Below are 23,787 nucleotides of genomic sequence, written 5' to 3'. Positions count from 1 at the left end.
GGAGGAGCAACGATGCGGATTGCAATAGACGCGCATGGTGGAGACCATGCCCCTCAAGCGGTGATCGAAGGGGTCAAAATGGCGGCGCGAGAGTGGCCCGACACCACCATCATTCTTGTGGGATGCGATGAGAGCGTCTTGCCGGAGCCGCTGCCGGGAGTGGTCTTTAAAAAAGTAACAGAAGTCATAGAACCAGACGACGAACCCGTACGGTCGGTCCGCCGGAAAAAAGATTCCTCCATTGTCGTTGGATGCCGGATGGTGAAAGAGAAAGAAGCCGACGCTTTTATCAGTGGCGGGAATACGGGTGCGCTGATGGCTGCGGGCCTGTTTTACACGGGACGTTTGCCAGGGGTCGATCGACCTGCGCTAGCACCGGTTCTGCCGACCTTGTCAGGGAAAGGGATTTTGGTGCTGGATGTAGGTGCTAACCCCGAGGCACGAGCCGAACATTTGCACCAATACGCCAAATTGGGCAGTGTGTATGCGGAAAGGGTGTTGGGCTTTGAAGCCCCGCGCGTGGGCCTGCTCAACATCGGGACAGAAGAGGGCAAAGGGACGGAATTGAACAAGGCGGCGTTCGCTTTGTTCCAAGAAGATGAATCACTTCGCTTTCTAGGAAATGTTGAAGCGCGTGAAGTGTTGTATGGGCCGTGTGAAGTGTTGGTCTGCGACGGATACAGCGGCAACATCCTGTTGAAGAACACGGAAGGAGTTGCTAAAGCCGTCTTTGATCGCCTGAAACAGGTACTCACACAAAATCTGCTTACCAAACTGGCGGGTGCCATCTTGAAGCCGGGATTAAAGCGTTTCGCCAAAGAGATGGATTACAAAGAGCATGGCGGCGCTCCGTTGCTGGGACTGGCCGGTCCGATCATCAAAGCTCACGGATCGTCAGACGCCACCGCGTTTTTCAATGCGATACGGCAGGCGCGCCGATTTGTTGAAAACAATGTCATGGTTCAACTGGAAGCGGAATTTTCGCGTGGGAGAGGAGAGTGACGGCGTGGGCGCAGTTGGAATTCTTGGAACAGGTGCGTTTGTTCCGGAAAAAGTGCTAACCAATGCCGATTTGGAGAAGATGGTCGACACCAATGATGAGTGGATCGTATCGAGAACGGGGATTCGTGAGCGGCGTATCGCCGCCCCGGACCAGGCATCTTCTGATTTGGCTGTCAAAGCAGCTGAACGGGCTTTGGCCCATGCGGGATTGACGGCTGACCAGCTGGATTTGATCATTGTGGCGACAGTGACGCCGGATATGTCTTTTCCAGCGACGGCCTGTCTGGTGCAAGACAAACTCGGTGCGTCCAAGGCGGCAACGTTCGACCTTTCCGCAGCGTGCACTGGCTTTTTGTACGGGGTGTCTACCGCAGCCCAATTTATCCAGACTGGCATGTATAAGTACGCGTTGGTGATTGGGGTGGAATGCCTGTCCCGCATCGTGGATTGGTCAGACCGTAACACCTGCGTCCTGTTCGGGGATGGCGCGGGGGCGGCTGTGCTTGGCCCGGTTGAAGACGGATACGGTTTCCTCTCTTACGAGCTGGGAGGGGATGGCTCAGGGCAGGACTTGCTGAAGCTGGAAGCGGGCGGGTCACGCAAGCCGGCATCTCAACAGACCTTAGATGAACGCTTGCATTTCATTTACATGAACGGCAGAGAGGTGTTCAAATTTGCCGTCCGTGTGCTGGGCAATGCGACAGAAGAAGCACTCGCTAAAGCCGGTCTCGGCAAACACGATATCGATTTCCTGATCCCACACCAAGCCAACATCCGCATCATCGAATCGGCGGTCAAGCGGTTCGGTCTGACAGAGGACAAGGTGGTTGTCAACTTGGACCGTTATGGCAACATGTCTTCGGCGTCCGTGCCGGTGGCTTTGGACGAAGCAGTGAAATCAGGCAAGATCAAAAAAGGAGACACACTGGCCTTGTGCGGGTTTGGCGGAGGACTCACCTGGGGTGCCGCCATACTCAAATGGGCGCTTGATTAAGTGCAATGGGGGGAGACATGATGGGTAAAATCGCTTTGATCTTTCCGGGACAAGGATCGCAAAAAGTGGGAATGGGGCAGGACATTTGCGAAAACAGCGAGACGGCGAAGCAGATTTTTGAAGAAGCGGACGCCGCGTTGGGTTACGCATTGTCGGAGCTTTGCTTTCACGGTCCGGAAGAGGAGTTGCGCTTGACGGCCAACACGCAGCCTGCCATTTTGACCACCAGTATCGCGCTGTATATCGCGTTGCGGGAAAAATTACCACTCACACCGGATTTCGTGGCGGGACACAGCCTTGGAGAATATTCCGCGCTGGTAGCGGCGGGGGCGATGAGTTTCCGCGATGCGGTGACGACCGTGCGCAAGCGGGGGATCTATATGGAAGAAGCGGTGCCGGCGGGCGTCGGGGCTATGTCCGCAATTATGAATCTAGAGCGCGACAAGTTGGATGAGGTTTGCCGGAGCGTATCCAAAGCTGGACATGTGGTCGAGCCAGCCAATTATAATTCACCGGGTCAGATCGTCATCTCCGGACATGCCGCCGCAGTAGCTGAAGCAGGTGAACAGGCGGCGGAAGCGGGAGCGAGACGGGTCATCCCCCTGTCGGTCAGCGGTCCATTCCACTCCTCCCTGATGCAGCCAGCGGCCGAGCGGCTTAAAGCGGCACTGAGCCATGTGACTGTACGCGACGCCTCCGTGCCGGTCGTGGCCAACGTGACGGCGGAAGCTGTTTCGGGTTCGGCGGAAATCGTGGAATTGTTGGTTAAGCAAGTCGCTTCGCCCGTGTTGTGGGAGGATAGCGTGAGATACATGCTGAATCAAGGGGTGACCACTTTTGTGGAAGTGGGTGCCGGCAGTGTACTCACTGGTCTGGTGAGAAAGGTTGACCGCAAAGTGAAGGCGATTTCCATCCAGGATACACAAACGCTGGAGCAAGCGATTGAACAGCTTCAAACTCTCAGCTAGATGAACAGGAGGGGAACCGGGTATGTTAAACGGTAAGACGGCAGTGGTAACGGGCGGATCGCGTGGGATTGGGCGCGCGATTGCCATCACGTTGGCAGAAGCCGGCGCCGATATCGTCATTTTCTACGCCGGGAATCATACGGCTGCAGAAGAAACGATTCAATCTGTGCGGGAAACGGGCCGGCAAGGCTTAGCCTTGAAAGTGGACGTATCTGACAAGGAGCAAGTTGATGCGGCGCTGAAAGAGGTGGTGTCCACCTTTGGGCGCGTCGATATCTTGGTGAACAATGCGGGCATTACGCGTGACAATCTGCTGATGCGCATGAAGGAAGACGAGTGGGATCAAGTGATTGCCACCAATCTCAAGGGCGCCTTCCTCTGCACCAAAGCAGTGATCCGGCCCATGCTCAAGCAAAAAGGCGGACGCATCATCAACATCAGCTCCGTCGTCGGCGTGGCGGGAAATCCGGGACAAGCCAATTATGTGGCGGCCAAAGCGGGCTTGATCGGCCTTACCAAAACCACGGCCAAAGAATTGGCGAGCCGCGGTATCACCGTGAATGCCATTGCGCCTGGATTCATTGAGACGGACATGACGTCTGTGTTGGACGAAGCCCTGAAGGAGCAAATGCGCTCCGAGATACCGCTCGGGTATTATGGTACCCCGCAAGACATTGCCGAGGCTGTTAAGTTTTTGGCTTCAGACTCCGGGCGTTACATCACCGGACAAACGATTCATGTCGATGGTGGCATGGTAATGAACTAAGATGACATTGCTTGCGAGGAAGTTGTCTCGTATAATACTGAGGGGAGGTGAAAGATATGGCAGATACGTTAGAACGTGTAAAGAAAATCATCGTTGAGCGTCTGGATGTGGATGAGGCAGAAGTGACGCTGGAAGCGTCCATCAAAGAAGATTTGGGTGCCGACTCACTCGACGTAGTGGATCTCATCATGGAATTGGAAGATGAGTTTGAATTGGAGATCGGCGATGATGAAGCTGCTAAAATCTCCACGGTTGGAGATATTGTAGAATATATCAACAAACATAATTAATCGCTTCTTCATACTTACTGTATAAAGTCCCGCTCTTGTTGCGGGACTTTATACACAACGTACTAAAAAGCGTATCAGCTATGTTGAGAAAGGCGGTGGATCAGGTGAATAAGAGGGTTGTGATCACCGGTCTTGGAATAATTTCTCCCCTTGGTAACGATGTAAACACATTCTGGAATCATCTGATCGCAGGCAAGTCCGGGGTGGGGAACATCACCCATTTCGACACAACGGACTATGCAGTGAAGATTGCCGCAGAGGTCAAGGATTTTGACCCGCTGAATTATATAGATAAAAAAGAAGTACGCCGCATGGATCGATTTGTGCAATTTGCGGTGGCAGCGGCCAAAGAAGCGCTGAAGCACGCTGAATTGGACATGGACAAAGTGGACGCCAACCGCGTAGGGGTTTATGTAGGCTCCGGGATCGGCGGACTGTCGACTTTGGAAAACCAACATCGCGTGTTGATGGAGCGGGGACCGCGCCGGGTTAGCCCATTTTTTGTGCCAATGATGATTGCCAACATGTCTTCGGGTATGGTGTCCATCCACACTGGCGCCAAAGGGCCCAACAGCGCGGCGATCTCGGCTTGCGCGACTGGCACGCATTGCATTGGCGACTCGTTCAAAATGTTGCAGCGCGGCGATGCTGATGTGATGTTGGCCGGTGGCACAGAAGCGACCATTTTGCCAATGGCCATAGCCGGTTTTTCGGCGATGGGTGCCTTGTCCAGCCGCAATGATGATCCGCAAAAGGCTAGCCGTCCGTTTGACCGTGACCGTGACGGATTCGTCATGGGTGAAGGAGCGACGGTGTTGGTGTTGGAAACGCTGGAGCATGCGCAGAAACGCGGTGCCAACATCATCGCTGAAGTAGTGGGATACGGGATGACGGCCGACGCCTATCACATCACCAGCCCCGACCCACACGGAGATGGCGCGAAACGAAGCATGGAGATGGCGCTGTCCGACGCCGGTCTGAAACCGGAGGACATCGATTACATCAACGCCCATGGTACTTCAACCGATATCAACGACAAATTTGAGACGATGGCGATCAAAGCCGCTTTCGGTGAACATGCGCATAAGTTGGCGATTAGCTCAACCAAATCCATGATGGGGCACTTGCTGGGTGCGGCGGGAGCGATTGAAGCGGCGGTGTTGGCGCTTACGCTCAAAGAGCAAATCATTCCGCCGACAATCAATTTGGAAAATCCGGATCCCGAATGCGATTTGGACTATGTGCCGAATGAAGCGCGTAAGGCGCGCGTCCGGGCCGCCATATCGAACTCACTCGGTTTTGGCGGGCACAATGCCACCATCTGCATCAAAGAGTTTGCGGAAGCGTAAGGGGATGAACACATGATGGATTTATCTGAGTTGGAACGGTCCATCGGCTTGACCTTGAAAAACAAAAAATTGTTCCAACAAGCTTTTACCCACACTTCATTTGCCCATGAACGGAAAAACAGCGGGAAGTTCCCAGACAATGAGCGATTGGAGTTCTTGGGAGACGCGGTGCTTGAACTGGCAGTGTCGGAATACTTGTTTCACCGTTATCCGCAGATGAGCGAAGGTGAATTGACACGCACACGGGCACGTGTGGTGTGTGAAGCATCCCTTGCTTCTTTTGCCAAAGAGCTTGATTTTGGGCGCTTTGTGCGATTGGGAAAAGGAGAGGAGATGACGGGAGGCCGCACCCGTCCTTCCCTCTTAGCCGATGTGTTTGAAGCTTTTATCGGAGCCTTGTTTTTGGATCAGGGCTTGGATGAGGTGCGGCGGTTTTTGACCAGATTGGTCTTTCCGAAAATCAATGATGAATGGCTGGCCAACATGTTGGACGCCAAAAGCCAGTTGCAAGAGCTGGTTCAACAAGAGAGATTGGGTGCCTTGGAATATCGGATTGTGGATATGCAAGGCCCTGCGCATGATCGCCACTTTGTGGCTGAAGTGTATCTTGAAGACCGATGCTTGGGACAAGGCGCGGGTCGTTCCAAAAAAGAAGCAGAACAACAAGCGGCGCTGATCGCCCTTAAAACTTGGAAAGCAAGATAATATGCAAACCACCGCCTGCTGGGAATCGGTGGTTTTTCTTATTGTCTGTGAGGGAATAGGGAGATGGGCATATCTTCAGAGAAGGGGGCGAAATATGGTTGACTTCCAATTGGGGACGATGCTTTTCCAGATCGCAGCGTTTCTAGCGTTTGTGTTTTTTTTCTTATTGCCGGGTATTTTGGTCATCAACAGCTGGAAGCGTTTGAAACGGATTGAACAGCAGAATGAAACCATCGTCCGTCTGTTGCGGGAACGTTCGGTGCAAGCAGAGCGAAGGGAGACGGAATAGCGGGGGGGGGGGTTGGCTTCTCGCTTTATTGTATTTGGTTCACTTATTTCATTGCGATGGTGCCATCTTTTCCTTGCCGTCAAGCCTGCCTTTCTGAATCTTGGAAAGAATGTTATCAGAAATATATTATTAAATTAATAAATAATTTGTCGTATAATCGCTCTTCTTTCCATTTCTATTGAAATTTTTTTCACTACCTGTGGATATGTCCGCGCAAATTCGGTATAATGAGAATAAATATCATTATCGAATGGGTGAATCGGTGAAAGGAGAGGGAAGGCATGATGGCATTGGAACGGTTGGAAAATAGAGAAAGGGTGTTATTGGAAAACCAGTTTCAAGTCGCTCCGTCGTTCACGCCTGCCTCGCCTTTGTCTTTTACGGCGTTGGAATTGTTGGATGGGCAAAAGTGCCGTGATATGATAGCAAGGCTCGCTGAAACGATCGGTGGTGCACCGTTGGTAGCGGTGGCGTCCCAGTTCAGCAAAAAATATACGTTTATGGTGATCGTGCCGGCTCTTTTTACGATGAGTGTGCTGAACAAAGGGTTGGACTTATCCCTTGGCAATGTAGTGATCGACCTGGAACAGCCGGGCGAAAAATCGCCTTTCGCAGCTCAACTCAAACGGTGGACGGTCACCAAGCCTGGTTCCCAGCGCGAAGCTTGGCGCGAACGGCTGGTCACCCAGCTTATCGGGCGGCATGTGGTGCCGCTATGGCATCAGCTCCATGAATCGACCGGTGTTCCGCTCGCCATGTTATGGGAAAACTTTGCCCTGTACGTATATTGGTTGTATGAAACGAAATTGGTGGGATTGGAAGGGGAAGAACAGAAACGAGTTGAAACTGATTATCATTATTTGCTCAATGAAACACCCGCTTCTCTGTATGCAGAAAAAATACAGCCGTTGGCGCGTTTTCACAGTCCCAAATGTTGGCCTGCCCATGCGCCCGAACCGGTGCGGATGCGCAAAACCTGTTGCCTCTACTACCAAGTGGGCGACAAGACCTGCAAGACTTGCCCGCGAAATTGCTTCACTATTACCGAACCTTGTCGTGATACTCCGCTTGAAGGCTGACTTCTCACCCGAGAGTCGGCTTTTTTGTTTGCCCTCCTTTTATGCAGGATGAGCGGGGAGGGAGCGCGAAGTATTTCATGCCGGCGTGGCCTGCACAAGCAATAGCGACCGGGTGTAAACCCGCGCCGGATGAGCTCCCGCAAGCAACAGAGATAACTGAAAGGGATGAAGTTGATGAAGAGCATCAGTTATGACGACTTTTTGAAAGTGGAACTCAGAATTGGTCAAATCATCCGGGCAGAGGTGTTTGAGAAAGCGCGAAAGCCAGCGTACAAGCTATGGATTGACTTCGGTGAGGAGCTAGGGGTCAAACGCAGCAGTGCGCAAATCACGCAACTTTACCACATAGATGAGTTGGTTGGCAAACGGGTGGTGGCAGTGACCAATTTCCCACCGAAACAGATTGCTGATTTTATGTCTGAAGTGTTGGTGCTGGGGGTCGATTCCAAGGTTGGTGGCGTCACCCTGTTGGGAATAGACCATGAAGCCCCACTGGGCACGCGGGTGTACTGAGCAAGCACATTCCCTGAATCCTCACCAGGGAATGTTTTTTTATGCTAAAATAGATCAGTTCATTTGATTGAAACGTGCCACTTGCAGACTCGCTTTTAGGTGGCCGTTCTTTCGGATGGACTAGGGCGTGTCTGATGCATAGACCAGCGGCTCCAAAACCATTTTCTCATTCGCTTCACTTGTGCATCGCCGCTCCTAGAGAAAAGGTTTTTCCGCCGCTTCTTTCCCACCAACTTGATTTGCCAGACACACCCTAGTGAATGATGAAGAGAGGAGGGGGCTCATGTATCTTAAACGGTTAGAGATGAGCGGTTTCAAATCGTTCGCCGACCGCACGGAGCTGGAGTTTGTTCCGGGCGTGACCGCCGTTGTTGGACCCAATGGCAGTGGCAAGAGCAATGTCACCGACGGCATTCGTTGGGTGTTGGGGGAACAAAGTGCCAAATCGTTGCGCGGAAATAAGATGGAAGACGTCATTTTCGCAGGAAGCGACACGCGCAAACCGGTCGGTTATTGCGAAGTCTCCATGACCTTTGATAATTCGGAGCGGCGCCTGCCCGTCGATTATGAGGAAGTCACAGTGACGCGGCGCGTATACCGATCCGGAGAAAGCGAGTATTTCCTCAACAAGCAATCCTGCCGCCTCAAAGACATTCATGAGCTGTTCATGGACACAGGTATAGGCAAAGATGCGTATTCCATGATCGGACAAGGCAAAATTGACGAAATCCTCAGTTCCAAATCGGAAGATCGGCGGGCCATCTTCGAAGAGGCGGCGGGGATTGTCAAATACAAAGCCCGTAAAAAAGAAGCAGAGAAAAAGCTGGAAGGAACAGAGCAAAACCTTTCCCGTATCCACGATCTCATCCATGAAATCAAAGGGCAAGTGGAACCGCTTGCGGAACAGGCCGAGCGAGCGAACCGCTTCAAAGAATTGAAGGCGGAATTGCAGGAAGTGGAAATCGGCTTGTATGTACATAAAATTGAAACGCTACATGAAGAATGGCAAGAGGCTTCCCAAGCGGTGAAAAGCCTGTCCCAAGAGCAGGTCAGCCTGGCCGCTGCTGTCAGTGGACGTGAAGCGCAGTTGGAAGAGCTGAAAGCGAAACTGCTTGAGCAAGAACAAAACTGGGAGCAGGTTCAGACGGCGTTGCTGTCGGTGAGTGAAGAGTTAGAAAAGGCCGAGGGACAACGGGAAGTGCGGCTGGAGCGGGTGAAGAACCGAACGGAAACCCAGCAGCAATTGTCTGAACGCATCCGCGAGCTGGAAGCAGAGTGCGCGCGACTAAAGGCAGAAGAAGAGCGGACCAGCGATCTTCTTGCACAAAAGCGCGCCGAACTGGCCGAGCTGGAACAGCAACTTGAGAAGTTGGAGCTACAACTCTCTCTGTCATCAGCCGATGACGCCGACCAACTGGATGAGTTGTCCAAAAAAGTACAACAACATGGCAACCGGTTGGCGGCGCTCTCCAGCGAAAAACAATACATGACTGAACAGCTGGCCGAGCTGGTGGAGCGCATCAAGGATTTTGCGGAGCAAAAACAGGCTCTCCTGCAAGCCAAAGAGGCCCAAGCGGGACGATCCGATGAGATTGCCGACCAATTGAAGCAGGTGGAGGGCGAGTTGCGGGAGGCGGCCGAACAGGTTCGCGTCTTGGCAGAGCAACGCAGTCAAATCGAGCAGGAGGAGAAAGCCCTCGCTGACCGTAGCCGCAAAGTGGAGCAACAGCTCAACCGCCTCCGTTCCCAGTATGAATGGATCAAAGAGACGGAAGCCGAGCACCAAGGGTTCATGCATGGAGTGAAAGAGGTGCTTAAGGCTCGCGACCGGGGCATTTCGTCGTTAGCTGGAGTCCATGGCGCGGTGGCGCAGTTGATTCAAGTGCCGCGAGAGATGGAAGCGGCGATTGAGACCGCACTCGGTGGCGCGCTACAACATGTGGTGGTCGAAGATGAGAAGACCGGTCGCCAAGGCATTCAATACCTGAAGGAAAAACGGCTTGGCCGGGCCACCTTTTTGCCACTCGATGTGTTGAAAAGCCGGATGTTGCCGCAACAAGAAATAGCCAAATGCGAGTCGCAGCCTGGATTTGTGGGGATTGCGGCCAATTTGGTCAAAACGGAGCCCCGCTATCGCCGGTTGATTGAGAATTTGCTCGGACTGGTCGTGGTTACTGAGAACATGGAACAAGCCAACCGAATGGCCCGCAGTTTGAGTTACCGTTACCGGGTGGTTACCCTAGACGGCGACGTGGTCAATCCGGGTGGATCGATGACCGGGGGTAGCCGCCATCAGACCAAAAGCAATCTCTTGGGCCGGTCACGCCAACTGGAAGAATGCGAGAAGGAACTCAAACGGGCGGAAGCGGCTTGGCGCCAAGTGGAGCAGGAGTTCGAAGCTTTGCACCTGCGCAAGCAAGCACTTGAGCAGGAGTGGGAAGAAGTGCGGGTGCGCGGGGAAGAGCGGCGCTTGAAAGAACAAGAACTGCGCGGCAAAGAGCGCGAGTTGCAAGTGGAAGAGCGCGCATTGGACGAACAATTGCGCACACTCAACCAAGAGCATGAAAAGTCCCTCAAAAGAAAAGACGAGCTCCAAGAGCAATTGGCGCGGACAGAGCAGAGCATCGTCGAATTGGAGCGGGAGAAGGAGCTTCTGGGCGTGCTCATCAGCGAATCGCAAGAGCGGGTCAAGCAGCAAGCCAATGTGAAAGAAGAGGTTGGCGCGCAAATGACCGAATTTAAGGTGCGTCGCGCCCGCTTACATCAAGAAGTGACCAACCTAGAGGAAAACTTGGGCCGCCTCCAGCAAGAGTGGGCACGGCTGGACAAACAGAAACAGGCCGCACAAGCGGAATTGCGGAGCCTAGATGAGGCGCGCGAGTTCAACACGCAAGAAATGCAATCACTGGAGGAACGCATCGCCGAGCTGCGCGCTCGCAAGGAAGAAGTGCAACAACAGCTGGGCGAAACAAGAAGTTTGCGGGAACAGATGATCTCAGACCGCGAGGTACAGGAGAAGGAATTGCGTTCCACCCAGCAAAAATTGCGCAAGCTGGGCAATAAGTTGCATGAACAAGAAGTGCGAGCCAATCGTCTAGACGTGGAGCTTAATCACTTGTTGCAGAAACTGGCTGAAGAATACGAAATGAGTTACGAGCGCGCCAAACAAACCCACCCTGTCCCCGAACAGCCGGCGGAGGCTGAACGACGGGTTCGCTCATTGAAGGGGCAGATCGGAGCGTTAGGCGAAGTGAATCTGGGTGCGATCGAGGAATATGCTCGTCTGAAAGAGCGGCTCAGCTTTTTGGAGGAACAGGAGGCCGACTTGCTCGAAGCCAAACAAAAGCTGTATGAGATTATCAGCCAATTGGTCGAAGAGATGGGACGGCGCTTCGGTGAGGCGTTTGATATGATCCGAGCGGAATTCCAGCAGGTGTTTGTACAAATGTTTGGCGGCGGCCGCGCCGACTTGAAGCTGAGCGATCCAGATAATCTCTTGGAGACAGGGATTGAAATTGTGGCTCAGCCTCCAGGCAAAAAGTTGCAAAACCTCAATCTGCTGTCAGGTGGAGAACGCGCATTGGCCGCTCTTGCCCTGCTTTATTCGGTGTTGCGCATCAAGCCGGTGCCGTTTTGTGTGTTGGATGAAGTGGATGCGGCCCTCGATGAGGCCAACTTAACCCGTTATACACGTTACATGCGGGAGTTCGCCAACAAGACGCAGTTTATCATCATTACCCACCGTAAGCACACCATGGAGGCATGTGACGTGTTGTATGGAATTACCATGCAAGAATCAGGTGTGTCGAAGCTGGTATCTGTGAAGCTGGAAGAGTATGATGGACTTAGCGAAGTTGCCGCTAGCAAGAAACAGGAGGAGTAGCATGAGTTTTTTCAAACGCTTGCGCGAAAGCGTCTCGCAAAAGACCGAAGCGGTCACGCAAAAATTTATGACTGGACTCAGCAAGACCAGCAACAATCTGGTCGGTGCGATCAACGAATTGTTCACCGGTCGTTCTAAAATTGATGAAGAGCTGTATGAAGAACTGGAGGAGATCCTCATCACGGCGGATGTCGGCGTTGAGACGACAATGGAATTGGTAGAACGTTTGCGCGCCGAGGTGAAACAGCAAAAGATCAAAGAACCGCAACATCTGCAACCCATTTTGTCCGAGATCATCGGCGACATGATGGACGGTGCGGGTGAGGAAGGATTGCGGCTCAAAGAAAATGAATTGACCGTTATCCTTTTTGTCGGTGTGAATGGTGTGGGGAAAACGACCACCATCGGCAAGTTGGCGCATCGCTTTAAAAGCGAAGGCAAAAAAGTAGTGCTGGCCGCAGGTGATACCTTTCGCGCCGGGGCGATTGACCAGTTGGAGACATGGGGGCAACGCGTCGGCGTAGACGTGATTAAGCACCAGGCGGGAGCGGACCCGGCTGCGGTCATCTATGATGGCATCCAGGCGGCCAAGTCCCGCCGTGCCGATATTCTCTTGTGCGACACAGCCGGCCGACTGCAAAACAAAGTGAATTTGATGGAAGAGTTGAAGAAGGTGTTCCGCGTGATCCGGCGCGAAGTGCCTGATGGCCCCCATGAAGTGTTGCTGGTGCTGGACGCCACAACTGGACAAAATGCGTTGCTCCAAGCCAAGCAGTTCGGTGAAGCGGTCGACGTGTCTGGCATTGTCCTGACCAAACTGGACGGCACGGCCAAAGGCGGCATTGTCATCGCCATCAGCAACGAATTGAAGATCCCAGTGAAGCTGGTCGGCTTGGGCGAAAAAGCGGATGACTTGCAAGACTTCGACAAGGAGCAGTTTTTGCATGCGCTGTTCAAAGAGATGATCGACAAGAACGAGACGGATTAATCTGAACGACGGGCGACGTACCTTCATCGGCTCAGTGAATATTGCGACTTCCATCTTCATCAAGGAAAAAACCTTGACAAGAGGCGGCGGACTCCGCTATAGTATACTCCTGTAAAGGTTGACGCCTTGACGGTGTAAATGAGGTGACTCCGATGCTGGAGCAAACCACAGAGATGAACCTGTTGTATGATTTTTACGGTTCACTCTTAAGAGATAAACAGCGCACCTTGTTGGAAATGTATTACCATGAAGACTGGTCGCTCGGTGAAATCGCGGAACACCAAGGCGTATCACGACAAGCGGTGTTTGAGGCGATCAAGCGGGCCCAGGCGACGCTGACTGAACTTGAAGAGAAGCTGGGCTTGGTGCAGAAACACTTGGAGCGGCAAAAGCTCGCCCAAGAGATACTGGCCCGATTGGAAGAAGAGCCGGAAGCGCGTCTGAAGGTCGAATCGCTCGTCAAACAGATGGTTGACCTCGATTAATCAGCGATTGAAGGAGGGGGAACCATGGCGTTTGAAGGCTTGTCAGAACGATTGCAGTCCGTCATGAAGAAGTTGCGCGGTAAAGGGAAAGTGACCGAAGCCGATGTGAAAGAGGCCATGCGAGAAGTACGTTTGGCCTTGTTGGAGGCGGACGTCAACTTCAAAGTGGTCAAAACCTTTATCGACCGAGTCAAAGAGCGCGCGGTCGGACAAGAGGTATTGCAGAGCTTGACCCCCGGGCAGCAAGTGATCAAAGTGGTCAATGAAGAGCTGCAAGAACTGATGGGTGGGGAGCAAAGCAAATTGGCCCAAGCCAATAAGCCGCCAACCAAAATCATGATGGTCGGTTTGCAAGGTGCCGGTAAAACGACGACTTCTGGCAAATTGGTTCGTTATTTGCAAAAGCAAAATCGACGCACCCTGCTTGTGGCCGCGGACGTGTACCGCCCTGCGGCGATCAAGCAATTGGAAGTGTTGGGTGCGGATTTAAATACACCCGTTTTTTCGCTCGGAGATCAGGCCAACCCTGTGGACATCGCGGAGCAGGGAGTGGCCAAAGCTTCGGCGGAGGGCTTTGATTATGTGATCATCGACACCGCAGGCCGCCTGCATATCGATGAACAGATGATGGACGAACTGAAGCAGATTCGTGAACAGATTCGTCCCGATGAGATTTTGCTCGTCGTCGATGCGATGACGGGGCAAGATGCGGTGAACGTGGCTGATCACTTTAACAAACAATTAGGGCTGACCGGCGTCGTGCTCACCAAGTTGGATGGAGATACGCGCGGTGGGGCAGCCTTGTCGGTCAAGTCGGTGACCAATTGCCCGATCAAGTTTGTCGGGATGGGTGAGAAGACGGATGCCTTGGAGCCCTTCCATCCCGACCGGATGGCTTCTCGCATCCTGGGTATGGGCGATGTGCTCAGCCTGATCGAAAAGGCGCAATCCGCCGTCGATAAGGAGAAAGCCAAGGATCTGGAGCGCAAGATGCGAACGCTCAGCTTCACGTTTGATGATTTCTTGGACCAGTTGCAACAAGTGCGCAAGATGGGTCCACTGGAAGACATGCTGTCCATGCTCCCTGGCGCTGGCCAGATAAAGGGATTGAAGAACATCCAAGTGGATGAAAAACAGCTGTCGCGTGTAGAGGCGATCATCAGGTCGATGACGCCGAAGGAGAAAGAGCATCCAGAAATCATCAACGCCAGCCGTCGCAAACGTATTGCGGCGGGAAGCGGGACGACGGTCCAAGATGTAAACCGGCTGTTGAAGCAATTTGAAGACATGAAGAAGATGATGAAGCAGTTCTCCAATATGGCCAAAGGCATGAAGAAGAAAAAACGGGGCGGTTTCCGGTTTCCGTTTATGCCATGACGGCCCATTATACCCTGTTTAGGAGGTGAATTGACAATGGCAGTGAAAATCCGTTTGAGACGCATGGGTGCCAAAAAAGCGCCTTTCTACCGTGTGGTGGTTGCTGACTCCCGCGCGCCGCGTGACGGTCGTTCCATCGATGAGATCGGGTACTACAATCCATTGACTCAACCGGCTACGGTGAAGATCGATGCAGAGAAAGCCCAAAAGTGGCTGGCTGAAGGTGCCCAACCATCTGATACCGTCCGCAATCTGTTCCGCCGTGAAGGTATCCTGAAAAGCGACAAAGAGTAATTTCAGAACCGTTTCTGGTGCGGAAGACCGGAGGGTCATCATATATGAAAGAACTGATTGAATGGATTGCGGTCTCCTTGGTGGATCATCCTGATCAAGTGACGGTGACGGAACGGAAGACCGAAGAGCGGGTCGTCTACGAATTGTCCGTCGCCAAAGAGGATCTGGGCAAGGTGATTGGCCGACAAGGGCGGATCGCCAAAGCGATTCGCACGGTGGTCAATGTTGCGCATGGGAAGGAGAAGCGGCGTGTGTGGGTGGAAATCAAGTGAAGGAGAAGATGCGGCATGAACACAGCTGAATACCTTAATGTCGGTCGTCTGGTCGGTACGCATGGCGTTCGCGGTGAAGTGCGCGTTTACTCGGACACGGATTTCCCCGATGTGCGTTTTGCCCAAGGCAGTTCGCTTCTCCTCGTTCATCCCAGCCTGAAGGAACCGCTCCCATTGACGGTGGAAAAGGGCCGTCCCCATAAATCGGTGTGGCTGGTCAAGTTTAAGGAGTGGGATAACATCAATCAAGCTGAGCCTTACAAGGGCGGCAAGTTGGTGGTATTGAAAGAGGATCTCGCGCCTGTAAACGAAGAGGAGGGGGAGTTCTACTTCCACCAAATCATCGGCTGCACCGTTGTGACGACGGATGGGAACGAGTTGGGCAAAGTGCGGGAGATCTTGCCTTTGCCGGCCAATGATGTGTGGGTGGTGAAGCCCGACGGCAAAGGGAAAGAAATGTTGCTCCCATATATTGCGGATGTGGTGAAAGACGTGGACATCAAGGAGCGGCGGATCACGATCGAGTGGATGGAGGGGCTGGACTGACGTGCCACAGATACGATTTGATGTGTTAACCCTTTTTCCGGAGATGTTTTCGGGATTTTTGCATTCCAGTATTATCAAAAAAGCTCATGAAAAAGGGCTAGTTGAAACACACCTCATCAATTTTCGCGATTACGCCACGGACAAACACCGTATGGTGGATGACATGCCCTATGGTGGCGGCGGTGGCATGGTGCTCAAACCCGAACCGATCTTCTCGGCAGTCGATGAGCTGTTGTCCGGTACCGATGAACGTCCGCCCATCCTGCTGATGTCTCCGCAAGGCGTGCCATTCACGCAGAAGAAGGCTGAAGAGCTCGCCCAACATTCCCATCTCATCTTCCTTTGCGGCCATTATGAAGGATATGATGAACGGATTCGCCAACACTTGGTCACAGAGGAGATCTCCATCGGAGACTATGTCCTCACAGGAGGCGAATTGCCCGCCATGGTCATCATGGATAGCGTAAGCCGGCTGGTGCCGGGTGTGCTGGGCAATGAATCTTCCGCGGTGACGGATTCCTTTTCCACCGGGCTCCTTGAGTATCCGCAATATACGCGGCCGGCGGAGTACCGTGGATTCAAAGTGCCGGATGTCCTGCTTTCGGGACATCACGCGCGGATCGAACAATGGCGGCGTCAAGAGTCGCTCCGGCGCACATGGGAGCGGCGGCCCGACCTGCTTGAGACCGCTCCGCTCACCGATGAAGACCGCCGGTTCCTACAGGAGTTGGCCAAGGATGCGTGCCAAGGCGAGTAATTGTTTTCAATCAGGTCGTATGATACAATATTCTCCGTTCATAGGCAAACGGAGCCAATGTTTGGATTTTGGTTATGGAAAGGAGGTTGGCTGACATGCGTCCAATCATTCGTGAAATCACCGAAGGACAACTTCGTCAAGATATCCCTCAATTCCGTGCGGGTGACACCCTGCGCGTGCACGTGAAAGTAAAAGAGGGTCAACGCGAGCGTATCCAGATCTTCGAAGGCGTTGTAATCCAACGTCGTGGTGGTGGCGTTTCCGAAACGTTCACTGTTCGCAAAATCTCTTACGGTGTGGGTGTTGAGCGTACTTTCCCATTGCACTCCCCACGCATTGAGAAAATCGAAGTGACCCGCCGCGGTAAAGTACGTCGTGCGAAACTGTACTACCTGCGCAACTTGCGCGGTAAAGCGGCTCGCATTAAAGAACTGCACCGCTAAGCGTTTCATAGAAAAGGGCTTGGATATTCAAGCCCTTTTCTCGCATTTATTTCCTTTTCCAAGTAAGGCAGGCAAATGGGGGAACAAGATCATGACACTGCCGATGTCTCGCTCGGAGCGACTGCGGAGACAAAAAAGAATCAGGGCGAGAGAATGGATGGTTGCGGTTTTGCTGGCTGTCTCGTTGGCGATCGTGATCCGTATCTTTGTGTTTGAACCTTTTAATGTCGTTGGACCTTCTATGAAAACGACATTGGAAACAGGGAATTTGATATTGGTGAACAAGTTGGTCTACCGTTTTGAAGAACCGGAACGGGGCGAAGTGATCGTGTTTCACGCGCCGCAACGCAAGGAATATGTGAAACGGGTTATCGCGTTGCCGGGAGAAACAGTGGAGGCCAAAAACAATAAAATCCTGATCAACGGCAAGATTATGGAAGAGCCCTATCTTGCGACCGATATGCGCACACGCGATTTTGACCTCGTGCGAGTGCCGTCGGGCAAAGTGTTTGTGTTGGGAGATAATCGGCTGGATAGTACAGACAGCCGTGTCATCGGACCCATTGGCATGTCCGAAATCGTCGGCCGTGTGGAAATGGTTTATTGGCCGTTCCAGATGTGGAAATTACTATAATAGCTGACAACCAAAGGGCTTGAGTTGATCAAGCTCTTTTACATATCATGAACAGTGAGAAAATAAGGGTCAGGAAAGGATTCGCACAATGATGAACACGATTCAATGGTTCCCCGGGCATATGGCCAAAGCCCGGCGCCAAGTGACGGAAAAACTACATCTGGTCGATATCGTCATTGAGCTGCTTGACGCTCGGTTGCCGCTGTCTAGTCGCAATCCGATGATGAATGACATCGTGAAGGACAAGCCGCGGTTGATCTTGTTGACCAAAAGCGATTTGGCGGACGAGCAGGTCACCACAGAGTGGAAAGCATATTTTAGTGAGCAAGGCATTCACGTTTTGCCGATCGACGCCCAATCAGGCAAGGGAGTTAATCAAATTGTGCCGCAGTGTGAACGGGTGTTGGCCCCCTTGTTCGCCGCCCGTGAGAAAAAAGGCATCAAATCGCGGAAGTTTCGCGTGATGGTAGTAGGAATTCCCAATGTAGGTAAATCGACTATCATCAACCGCTTAGCCAAACGAAACGCTACCGTCACCGGCGATCGACCTGGCGTCACCAAAGCGCAGCAGTGGATTCGGGTGGGCCAAACGATGGAAATCTTGGACACCCCGGGCATTTTGTGGCCCAAATTTGATGATCCCACCGTGGGGATGCGGTTGGCTGTCAGTGGCGCGATCAAAGGGGAAATCCTGCCTATCGATGAAGTGGCCTTCTATGCGTTGACGTTTCTCGCCGAGCGTTATCCCACCGCCTTGATGGAGCGGTATAAGTTGAATGACGTGGCGTCACTCGACCGGGTGGAGCTGATGGAGGAGATCGGTAAAAAGCGCGGTTGCCTCATCCGTGGTGGGGAAGTCGATTATGAAAAAGCAGCGGAGATCATTCTGACCGATTTTCGTGCGGGCAGAATCGGGCGCATCACACTGGAAAAACCGGAGGATTGGTTAAAGGAAGAGGGGAATGCGGATGAAACGGACCATTCCCGAGATTAAAGCTTGGTTGCAGGCAGTGGATACTTTGTCGCCTGAAGAGTTGCAAGAGCTGTTGACGGATGACAGGGTCGGTGTCCGCAAATTGGCGGAGAGCTATCAAAGGGAACAGGCGCGCAAGCAGAAAGAGCGGGAACGCGTGGCCAAGATGTGGCAGTATGAGCGGGAGTGTTGGTCGAATGGGCTAACTCTTGTGGCAGGGGTCGATGAAGCAGGGCGCGGCCCGTTGGCCGGTCCAGTTGTTGCCGCCGCGGTCATTTTGCCGCCCACCTTTGACGCGACGGGGTTAAACGACTCCAAGCAACTGTCGGAAGAGATGCGCACAGTCTTGAAACAGCGCATTGAACAGGAAGCGTTGGCAGTAGGGGTGGGGATTGTGGACGCGGCGCACATCGACAAGTACAACATCTTGCAAGCCACATATCATGCGATGCGGATTGCCTTGTCCCAATTGACACCCTCACCCCAAGCGATCTTGGCGGATGCAGTGAAGATCCCAGGCGTGGACATACCGCAGCAAGGAATTATCAAAGGCGACAGCTTGAGCCATTCTATCGCCGCCGCTTCCATCATTGCCAAAACCACCCGGGATGAATGGATGAAGCAGGCATCGCAGATGTATCCCGCATACGGGTTTGATCAACATATGGGTTACGGTACCCCCGAGCACCTTGAGGCCTTGCGCCGATTTGGTCCCACGCCCTTGCATCGACGCAGTTTTGCTCCGGTGAGGGAAGTGATTGAAAACAGTGGGGTCCAAGGGACGCTGTTTGCCGAAGGGAGTATCCGTTAATGAACAGGGATCGGCGCCAAACGGTTGGGCGTATAGGCGAAGAAGCAGCTGCCCGTCTGTTGATGAAGAAAGGCTATCGCATTTTGGATCGCAATTGGCGAAGCAAGCTGGGTGAAATCGATATTGTCGCCAGCCAAGGTGAGTTGCTGGTCATCGTAGAAGTGCGGACGACGACCGGCAATCACTTCGGCGCAGGCATGGAGTCAGTCGACTATCGTAAGCAACAAAAAGTCCGAAGATTGGCAACACAATATGCGCAAATGCATCACCGGCTGGGCTGCCCGCAACGGATTGATGTGATGTCGGTCTTATTGTCCCGCGATTTGACACCGGTGCGCATCGACCATATTGAGGGTGCTTTTTGAGGTCTAGCCTTTCTTTTAGGTATAAAAGATTAAAAAAGCTGTTGGCAGATGCCAACAGCTTTTGTTATGAAGCTCATCACTTATAATTTTTCAACATTGGCCGCTTGTACACCACGTCGGTCGTTTTCAACGATGTCAAAGCTTACCCGTTGACCTTCGTCAAGGCTTTTGAACCCTTCACCTTGAATGGCAGAGAAATGCACGAATACATCGTCACTCCCTGGAACCTCGATGAAGCCATACCCTTTTTCCGCGTTGAACCATTTAACTGTGCCAGTCGTTTTGCTCATTGTGAACCCCCACATTTTAAAAAAAGATTTACTCGATTTCTATCCAAAAAAAATTCACATGTTAGCACGAGATACACGTTAAAAGTATCCCCTGATAACATGTGAATTTAATCCAGATTAATCTCGTATTTGTATATCATAACAGCTCGTCTAAAAAAGAGCAACCCCTCATTTGCCGCTGAATTTGCGATAGTAAAAAGTTAGATCGACCAGGATGGCCCAGATTGAGGGGCGTAAAGGAAAATTTGCTCGTAACGCAGTAGGGTATTACTTTGGCGTCGCTTGGACTTGGGTGGGTTGGAGAGAACGCTATAGCCAAAATGATTGAGCCGGCACTCGCCTGTTTGAAATTGCCATCATGGGCGATCGATACAGTTGCATTTACTATAGCTTTCTCCATTATTACCTTTTTGCATATTGTGTTGGGGGAAATGCTCCCAAATCACTTGCCATTCGCAAAGCAGAGGCAACGACTTTATGGACAGCAACAACGATTCGCACCAAGCTCATGCAGAGGAAGAAATCCGTATGCTCATTGCTCAGAGCCATAAAAGCGGTATAATAAATCAAGTTGAATTGGCGCTATTTGATAATGTGTTTGACTTTACCGAATGAGTGGCGAGAGAAGTGATGGTACCACGTGTAAAGATGGTCTGTTTGTATGAAGGCCAATCATTTGAGGAAAATTTTGAGATTATCAAAAAAAAACATACTTGCTTTCCGATATGTGGGCGAGATAAAGGATGATATCAAGGGAATTATCCAAATCAATGGAAGTGAAGGATATCCCAAAAGGGAAACTAGAAATGGCGGTTGTGGTGGATGAATTGGTGGTACCTCAGGTTTGGTAACAACGAAAGATATTGTTGAAGAAATTTTCGGGGAAATACAGGATGAGTTTGATGATGAGATGCCAGCCTTTCAAGAAACCGATGAAGGAACATCCATTGATTCAGGTTGGATGGCTTTTTACCAATTGGAAGAAGTACCGCAAATTAGTGACCAAGTTTCCTTTGGTGAGTGGGTGTATACCGTGCAAGAGATGGATGAATTACGAATTTCGCGCATTTTAGTTAAAAAGAATAGCATTCTGGTGCCAATAACCGAAGCCAACGAATCATGACTCATGTGACAGGAGCCGACAAAGGCTCCTTATTTAATTTTGTGCAATCAATACCGATTAGTTTCGAAAACTTGCTAATGCAAAACAATCAATGAGTTGTCCTTCATTTGTTCAATTCGTATAATAAAGAATACAATCGAGGGGGTGATATTCATGGATTTTAGTGTATTTGCAGACTTCATTGATGAATTTACTAAATGGTTGGCAGAGGCGGGCAGAAAACAGCGGACGATTGACGAATATTTAACGGCTGTCTTCATATTCTACACTTGGTTCAGCCATAAATATAAAATCGATTTCCGGCCGGACCAAGTGATGTCCACACATATCATCGAATGGCAGAATGAAATGCTGCATTTGGAGAAACTGTCCCCTTCCACTGTTCACAAACGAATGGCCTCATTAAAGTCTTATTGGAATTTTTTGACCGAGAATAACATTGTTGGCCATAATCCTTTGTCAGAGATCAGCGCACCCAAAATACAGTCCAATCACCCTTCACATTCGTGGTTAACAATGGAAGAAGAAAAAAAATTGCTTGAACGAGTAAAATCTGAAAAAAACGATTGGAAACGGCATCGTAATCTTTGTATTGTGTATTTAATGATGAAGGCTGGCTTTACGGTTTCAGAAACTGTCCTGTTGGATTGGGATCAAGTTTTTTGGAAAGATGGATTAATCATGATTAAAAATGAGCACAAAATGACGCGAACGGTACCGATGAACGAGTTGCTCACTCAGTCACTGATCGAATGGATTCCCTATGTAAAAAAGAAGCAAGACGGGCCGGTTGTCCTTTCCCAACTCAATGAAAGAATGACGAGACAAGGCATTCATTATTTAATTAAAAAGTTTTTTCAAGATATCGGGTTGGATCAATATTCAGCACAAACTTTGCGGCATACATTTTGCCGCAGGCTGATTGAAGCCAACATGGATTTAAAAGAGGTATCCAAGTTAGCGGGTTATGCCAGCATTGAAACAACAAAGAGATATTTAAACGGGTAGACAAACACTCTTTGAATCCCCCATAAAACAGCCATTGCTTTGGCTCTTTTATGGGGGATTTTTGTTATGCCATTTATATAGTGTTTATCCTACTTGATCTTTAGATACTGAAGGAGTTTTTGAACATATTTAAAGACATTTGAAATTGATCCACTGTTAAAGTAAAGTTGCTTCACTCTATCAATGATATAACCTTGTTTTTTTTCCTCTGGGAGAAATGGATAAAAACCTTATATCCTTTAACAAGATCATTCCACCGTTAGTCCTGCCCGGGGTCCAAAAAGCTTGCAAGATCAATTAACTTAATGTGTATTCCTTGCAGAATAATTCCAAGCTCTAAACATTCGTATAAGGTGTATCCCGAATCGTGTGAAAGGATGAGAAAATTGGAGTCTCTACCAAAACAAGTGGCGAAATAGGGGAAGGGTGTCTACTTTTTATAGGCACTATACTCTTTTTCCAGCAAGTGGTGGGGGTCATTGGAAAAAGTTTTGTACACCTTCTCTGGTTCAAGTCGGTGACGTACAACAATGGCGTCTATGCCTGTGCCGATCAAAGTAAAGCTTGGTGGCAGAGGTCATTAAGTATGATGTGGGTTAAGTTTTCTTCCTCTGTCAATATGTGATTTCCCCTGATTTTAGTTTTATATATCCCATTCTATTGAATTCGGTTAAAAAAAACAAGCGATGTTCGGTAAAGAAAAAAAGTCGATTTTAAGAAATATGAATAGCAAAAGTAACTTAGGCTCGGATTTTGGAACCTAATTTTCTTTACCGAATTTGATTTTTGAATTTCAACGTGATAAGTTTAATTTTGAAAAGATTCAATTGGAAACGAATGTGCCTTGATATCATGAAAAGGAGAGAGAAGTAGTGGCCAGTTTGAGAAAACTAGGTGTATGGTTCCTGTTGATGGGGCTGTTGATTGTCGCGGGTTGTGGTAATGGGGAAAGAACTGAGGTACCAAAACAATCGGTGTCAGTGGTGGATGGAGACACGATTAAAGTCAAAATGAAGAAAAAAGAGGAAACAGTCCAGTTATTGTTGGTGGATACACCAGAAATCAATCACCCGGATGTCGGAAAGCAACCGCTTGGAGATGAAGCAAAAGCCTTTACTCAGAAATTGATCAATGAAGCGAAAAAAATTGAGCTGGAAAAAGAAGAGACGAAGAGGGATAAATATGGCCGATTTCTTGCCTATCTGCATGTGGATGGGAAGTTATTGCAGGAAGAGCTGGTGAAGGAAGGATTTGCTCGCATTGCTTATGTGGAACAACCCGACGCCAAATATCTGGAAGAGCTAAGAAAAGCGGAACAAGAGGCGAAACGCAAAAAAGTTGGAATTTGGCAATGGGATAGTTACACAAAAAACGATGGTTTCCATGTCGAAGCGCTAAAAAATGAGAGGAATATTTTTGTTGCGAGCAAGAATAGCGATGTATACCATCCTATCGGCTGTCATGTTGTGAAAGACATTAAACCGGAAAACCTCATGTACTTTTATTCGGAGCAAGAAGCCATGAAAACAAACCGGCACCGCAGTGGAGTGAAAGAGTGTTGGAGTTCCTATAAATAATTAGGA

The 23,787-nt window shown here is 50.7% G+C and carries 27 protein-coding genes and 1 pseudogene; 27 read left to right on the top strand and 1 reads right to left on the bottom strand.

Annotation, left to right across the window (positions count from 1 at the left end):
- Nucleotides 1–12 precede the first annotated feature (12 nt).
- The 23 genes from plsX to CLV36_RS10960 all read left to right on the top strand — a co-directional run bounded on the left by plsX (nt 13) and on the right by CLV36_RS10960 (nt 19,783).
- The gene (gene plsX, locus CLV36_RS11070) at nt 13–1,002 is read left to right on the top strand and encodes a phosphate acyltransferase PlsX (RefSeq protein ID WP_106342708.1); all 990 of its coding nucleotides are present in this window, start codon (nt 13–15) and stop codon (nt 1,000–1,002) included.
- The gene (locus CLV36_RS11065; RefSeq protein WP_106342707.1) at nt 953–1,996 is read left to right on the top strand and encodes a beta-ketoacyl-ACP synthase III; all 1,044 of its coding nucleotides are present in this window, start codon (nt 953–955) and stop codon (nt 1,994–1,996) included. Before plsX ends, CLV36_RS11065 begins: the two co-directional genes overlap by 50 nt.
- A 20-nt stretch (nt 1,997–2,016) precedes the next feature.
- Entirely contained in the window at nt 2,017–2,964 is a 948-nt protein-coding gene (gene fabD, locus CLV36_RS11060) for an ACP S-malonyltransferase (protein WP_102992801.1), read from the top strand.
- 22 nt (nt 2,965–2,986) lie between these two features.
- Nucleotides 2,987–3,730 (top strand): 3-oxoacyl-[acyl-carrier-protein] reductase, encoded by a 744-nt coding sequence (gene fabG, locus CLV36_RS11055; protein ID WP_106342706.1) that lies wholly within the window; start codon nt 2,987–2,989, stop codon nt 3,728–3,730.
- 56 nt (nt 3,731–3,786) lie between these two features.
- Nucleotides 3,787–4,020 carry an acyl carrier protein gene (locus tag CLV36_RS11050; RefSeq protein ID WP_022736372.1) on the top strand — a complete coding sequence of 78 codons (234 nt, stop codon included), beginning with the start codon at nt 3,787–3,789 and terminating at the stop codon, nt 4,018–4,020.
- Between the two features lie 104 nt (nt 4,021–4,124).
- Nucleotides 4,125–5,369, top strand: a complete 1,245-nt coding sequence (fabF, locus tag CLV36_RS11045) for a beta-ketoacyl-ACP synthase II (RefSeq protein WP_106342723.1) — start codon at nt 4,125–4,127, stop codon at nt 5,367–5,369.
- Nucleotides 5,370–5,384: 15 nt separating this feature from the next.
- Nucleotides 5,385–6,074 carry a ribonuclease III gene (gene rnc / locus CLV36_RS11040; RefSeq protein ID WP_375163202.1) on the top strand — a complete coding sequence of 230 codons (690 nt, stop codon included), beginning with the start codon at nt 5,385–5,387 and terminating at the stop codon, nt 6,072–6,074.
- A 94-nt stretch (nt 6,075–6,168) separates the two neighbouring features.
- Nucleotides 6,169–6,363, top strand: coding sequence for a hypothetical protein (locus CLV36_RS11035; protein ID WP_102992799.1), 195 nt, complete (start codon nt 6,169–6,171; stop codon nt 6,361–6,363).
- Between the two features lie 281 nt (nt 6,364–6,644).
- Nucleotides 6,645–7,442: an IucA/IucC family C-terminal-domain containing protein gene (locus tag CLV36_RS11030; RefSeq protein ID WP_102993862.1), complete on the top strand. Its 798-nt coding sequence runs from the start codon at nt 6,645–6,647 to the stop codon at nt 7,440–7,442.
- 174 nt (nt 7,443–7,616) lie between these two features.
- A complete protein-coding gene (locus tag CLV36_RS11025) occupies nt 7,617–7,955 on the top strand; it encodes a tRNA-binding protein (protein ID WP_102992798.1) in 339 nt (112 codons plus the stop codon).
- Nucleotides 7,956–8,238: 283 nt separating this feature from the next.
- Nucleotides 8,239–11,838 (top strand): chromosome segregation protein SMC, encoded by a 3,600-nt coding sequence (smc, locus tag CLV36_RS11020; protein WP_102992797.1) that lies wholly within the window; start codon nt 8,239–8,241, stop codon nt 11,836–11,838.
- Nucleotide 11,839: 1 nt separating this feature from the next.
- Entirely contained in the window at nt 11,840–12,826 is a 987-nt protein-coding gene (gene ftsY, locus CLV36_RS11015) for a signal recognition particle-docking protein FtsY (RefSeq protein ID WP_106342705.1), read from the top strand.
- 152 nt (nt 12,827–12,978) lie between these two features.
- Nucleotides 12,979–13,311, top strand: coding sequence for a YlxM family DNA-binding protein (ylxM, locus tag CLV36_RS11010; protein WP_022736364.1), 333 nt, complete (start codon nt 12,979–12,981; stop codon nt 13,309–13,311).
- Between the two features lie 24 nt (nt 13,312–13,335).
- Nucleotides 13,336–14,688, top strand: a complete 1,353-nt coding sequence (gene ffh / locus CLV36_RS11005; RefSeq protein WP_102992794.1) for a signal recognition particle protein — start codon at nt 13,336–13,338, stop codon at nt 14,686–14,688.
- Nucleotides 14,689–14,724: 36 nt separating this feature from the next.
- A complete protein-coding gene (gene rpsP / locus CLV36_RS11000; RefSeq protein WP_102992793.1) occupies nt 14,725–14,982 on the top strand; it encodes a 30S ribosomal protein S16 in 258 nt (85 codons plus the stop codon).
- A 44-nt stretch (nt 14,983–15,026) separates the two neighbouring features.
- A complete protein-coding gene (locus CLV36_RS10995; RefSeq protein ID WP_022736361.1) occupies nt 15,027–15,254 on the top strand; it encodes a KH domain-containing protein in 228 nt (75 codons plus the stop codon).
- A 15-nt stretch (nt 15,255–15,269) separates the two neighbouring features.
- On the top strand, nt 15,270–15,800 hold the full coding sequence (rimM, locus tag CLV36_RS10990; RefSeq protein WP_102992792.1) for a ribosome maturation factor RimM: 531 nt from the start codon (nt 15,270–15,272) through the stop codon (nt 15,798–15,800).
- Nucleotides 15,801–15,810: 10 nt separating this feature from the next.
- Nucleotides 15,811–16,557, top strand: a complete 747-nt coding sequence (gene trmD, locus CLV36_RS10985; RefSeq protein ID WP_106342722.1) for a tRNA (guanosine(37)-N1)-methyltransferase TrmD — start codon at nt 15,811–15,813, stop codon at nt 16,555–16,557.
- 95 nt (nt 16,558–16,652) lie between these two features.
- Nucleotides 16,653–17,000, top strand: coding sequence for a 50S ribosomal protein L19 (gene rplS / locus CLV36_RS10980; protein WP_022736358.1), 348 nt, complete (start codon nt 16,653–16,655; stop codon nt 16,998–17,000).
- A gap of 91 nt (nt 17,001–17,091) precedes the next feature.
- Entirely contained in the window at nt 17,092–17,634 is a 543-nt protein-coding gene (gene lepB, locus CLV36_RS10975; protein WP_022736357.1) for a signal peptidase I, read from the top strand.
- Between the two features lie 91 nt (nt 17,635–17,725).
- Entirely contained in the window at nt 17,726–18,628 is a 903-nt protein-coding gene (gene ylqF / locus CLV36_RS10970) for a ribosome biogenesis GTPase YlqF (protein WP_106342721.1), read from the top strand.
- Nucleotides 18,603–19,418: a ribonuclease HII gene (locus CLV36_RS10965; RefSeq protein WP_106342704.1), complete on the top strand. Its 816-nt coding sequence runs from the start codon at nt 18,603–18,605 to the stop codon at nt 19,416–19,418. Before ylqF ends, CLV36_RS10965 begins: the two co-directional genes overlap by 26 nt.
- Nucleotides 19,418–19,783 (top strand): YraN family protein, encoded by a 366-nt coding sequence (locus tag CLV36_RS10960; protein WP_102992790.1) that lies wholly within the window; start codon nt 19,418–19,420, stop codon nt 19,781–19,783. Before CLV36_RS10965 ends, CLV36_RS10960 begins: the two co-directional genes overlap by 1 nt.
- Before the next feature lie 80 nt (nt 19,784–19,863).
- Here CLV36_RS10960 and CLV36_RS10955 read toward each other — a convergent pair whose 3' ends face one another.
- Complete coding sequence (locus tag CLV36_RS10955) at nt 19,864–20,073, bottom strand: cold-shock protein (protein ID WP_106342703.1); 210 nt, start codon at nt 20,071–20,073, stop codon at nt 19,864–19,866.
- Between the two features lie 263 nt (nt 20,074–20,336).
- Here CLV36_RS10955 and CLV36_RS18030 point away from each other — a divergent pair.
- The 4 genes and pseudogenes from CLV36_RS18030 to CLV36_RS10935 form a co-directional block, all read left to right on the top strand.
- Nucleotides 20,337–20,685: pseudogene (locus CLV36_RS18030) on the top strand (CNNM domain-containing protein); the annotation flags it as partial.
- 232 nt (nt 20,686–20,917) lie between these two features.
- Complete coding sequence (locus CLV36_RS17675; protein ID WP_102992788.1) at nt 20,918–21,196, top strand: transporter associated domain-containing protein; 279 nt, start codon at nt 20,918–20,920, stop codon at nt 21,194–21,196.
- Nucleotides 21,197–21,349: 153 nt separating this feature from the next.
- On the top strand, nt 21,350–22,204 hold the full coding sequence (locus CLV36_RS10940) for a tyrosine-type recombinase/integrase (RefSeq protein WP_102992787.1): 855 nt from the start codon (nt 21,350–21,352) through the stop codon (nt 22,202–22,204).
- Between the two features lie 872 nt (nt 22,205–23,076).
- Nucleotides 23,077–23,781, top strand: coding sequence for a thermonuclease family protein (locus CLV36_RS10935; RefSeq protein ID WP_106342702.1), 705 nt, complete (start codon nt 23,077–23,079; stop codon nt 23,779–23,781).
- Nucleotides 23,782–23,787: the final 6 nt, after the last annotated feature.

This window comes from Laceyella sediminis, from assembly GCF_003003125.1.
In the GTDB taxonomy this organism is placed as follows: Bacteria; Bacillota; Bacilli; order Thermoactinomycetales; family Thermoactinomycetaceae; genus Laceyella; species Laceyella tengchongensis.
The sequence above is the reverse complement of the archived record's forward strand: the minus strand, read 5'-3'. Positions and strand labels throughout refer to the sequence as shown.

Bases quoted from the DNA above. Each gene is read 5' to 3' on its own strand.
- rnc (WP_375163202.1), top strand. From the start codon at position 5,385: ATGGATTTATCTGAGTTGGAACGGTCCATCGGCTTGACCTTGAAAAAC.
- fabG (WP_106342706.1), top strand. From the start codon at position 2,987: ATGTTAAACGGTAAGACGGCAGTGGTAACGGGCGGATCGCGTGGGATT.
- CLV36_RS10960 (WP_102992790.1), top strand. From the start codon at position 19,418: ATGAACAGGGATCGGCGCCAAACGGTTGGGCGTATAGGCGAAGAAGCA.
- CLV36_RS10965 (WP_106342704.1), top strand. From the start codon at position 18,603: ATGAAACGGACCATTCCCGAGATTAAAGCTTGGTTGCAGGCAGTGGAT.
- CLV36_RS11065 (WP_106342707.1), top strand. From the start codon at position 953: ATGTCATGGTTCAACTGGAAGCGGAATTTTCGCGTGGGAGAGGAGAGT.
- CLV36_RS11035 (WP_102992799.1), top strand. From the start codon at position 6,169: ATGGTTGACTTCCAATTGGGGACGATGCTTTTCCAGATCGCAGCGTTT.
- fabD (WP_102992801.1), top strand. From the start codon at position 2,017: ATGGGTAAAATCGCTTTGATCTTTCCGGGACAAGGATCGCAAAAAGTG.
- ffh (WP_102992794.1), top strand. From the start codon at position 13,336: ATGGCGTTTGAAGGCTTGTCAGAACGATTGCAGTCCGTCATGAAGAAG.
- rpsP (WP_102992793.1), top strand. From the start codon at position 14,725: ATGGCAGTGAAAATCCGTTTGAGACGCATGGGTGCCAAAAAAGCGCCT.
- plsX (WP_106342708.1), top strand. From the start codon at position 13: ATGCGGATTGCAATAGACGCGCATGGTGGAGACCATGCCCCTCAAGCG.
- ylxM (WP_022736364.1), top strand. From the start codon at position 12,979: ATGCTGGAGCAAACCACAGAGATGAACCTGTTGTATGATTTTTACGGT.
- CLV36_RS11030 (WP_102993862.1), top strand. From the start codon at position 6,645: ATGATGGCATTGGAACGGTTGGAAAATAGAGAAAGGGTGTTATTGGAA.
- rplS (WP_022736358.1), top strand. From the start codon at position 16,653: ATGCGTCCAATCATTCGTGAAATCACCGAAGGACAACTTCGTCAAGAT.
- CLV36_RS10955 (WP_106342703.1), bottom strand. From the start codon at position 20,073: ATGAGCAAAACGACTGGCACAGTTAAATGGTTCAACGCGGAAAAAGGG.
- CLV36_RS11050 (WP_022736372.1), top strand. From the start codon at position 3,787: ATGGCAGATACGTTAGAACGTGTAAAGAAAATCATCGTTGAGCGTCTG.
- ylqF (WP_106342721.1), top strand. From the start codon at position 17,726: ATGAACACGATTCAATGGTTCCCCGGGCATATGGCCAAAGCCCGGCGC.
- CLV36_RS10995 (WP_022736361.1), top strand. From the start codon at position 15,027: ATGAAAGAACTGATTGAATGGATTGCGGTCTCCTTGGTGGATCATCCT.
- ftsY (WP_106342705.1), top strand. From the start codon at position 11,840: ATGAGTTTTTTCAAACGCTTGCGCGAAAGCGTCTCGCAAAAGACCGAA.
- smc (WP_102992797.1), top strand. From the start codon at position 8,239: ATGTATCTTAAACGGTTAGAGATGAGCGGTTTCAAATCGTTCGCCGAC.
- CLV36_RS10940 (WP_102992787.1), top strand. From the start codon at position 21,350: ATGGATTTTAGTGTATTTGCAGACTTCATTGATGAATTTACTAAATGG.
- CLV36_RS11025 (WP_102992798.1), top strand. From the start codon at position 7,617: ATGAAGAGCATCAGTTATGACGACTTTTTGAAAGTGGAACTCAGAATT.
- rimM (WP_102992792.1), top strand. From the start codon at position 15,270: ATGAACACAGCTGAATACCTTAATGTCGGTCGTCTGGTCGGTACGCAT.
- lepB (WP_022736357.1), top strand. From the start codon at position 17,092: ATGACACTGCCGATGTCTCGCTCGGAGCGACTGCGGAGACAAAAAAGA.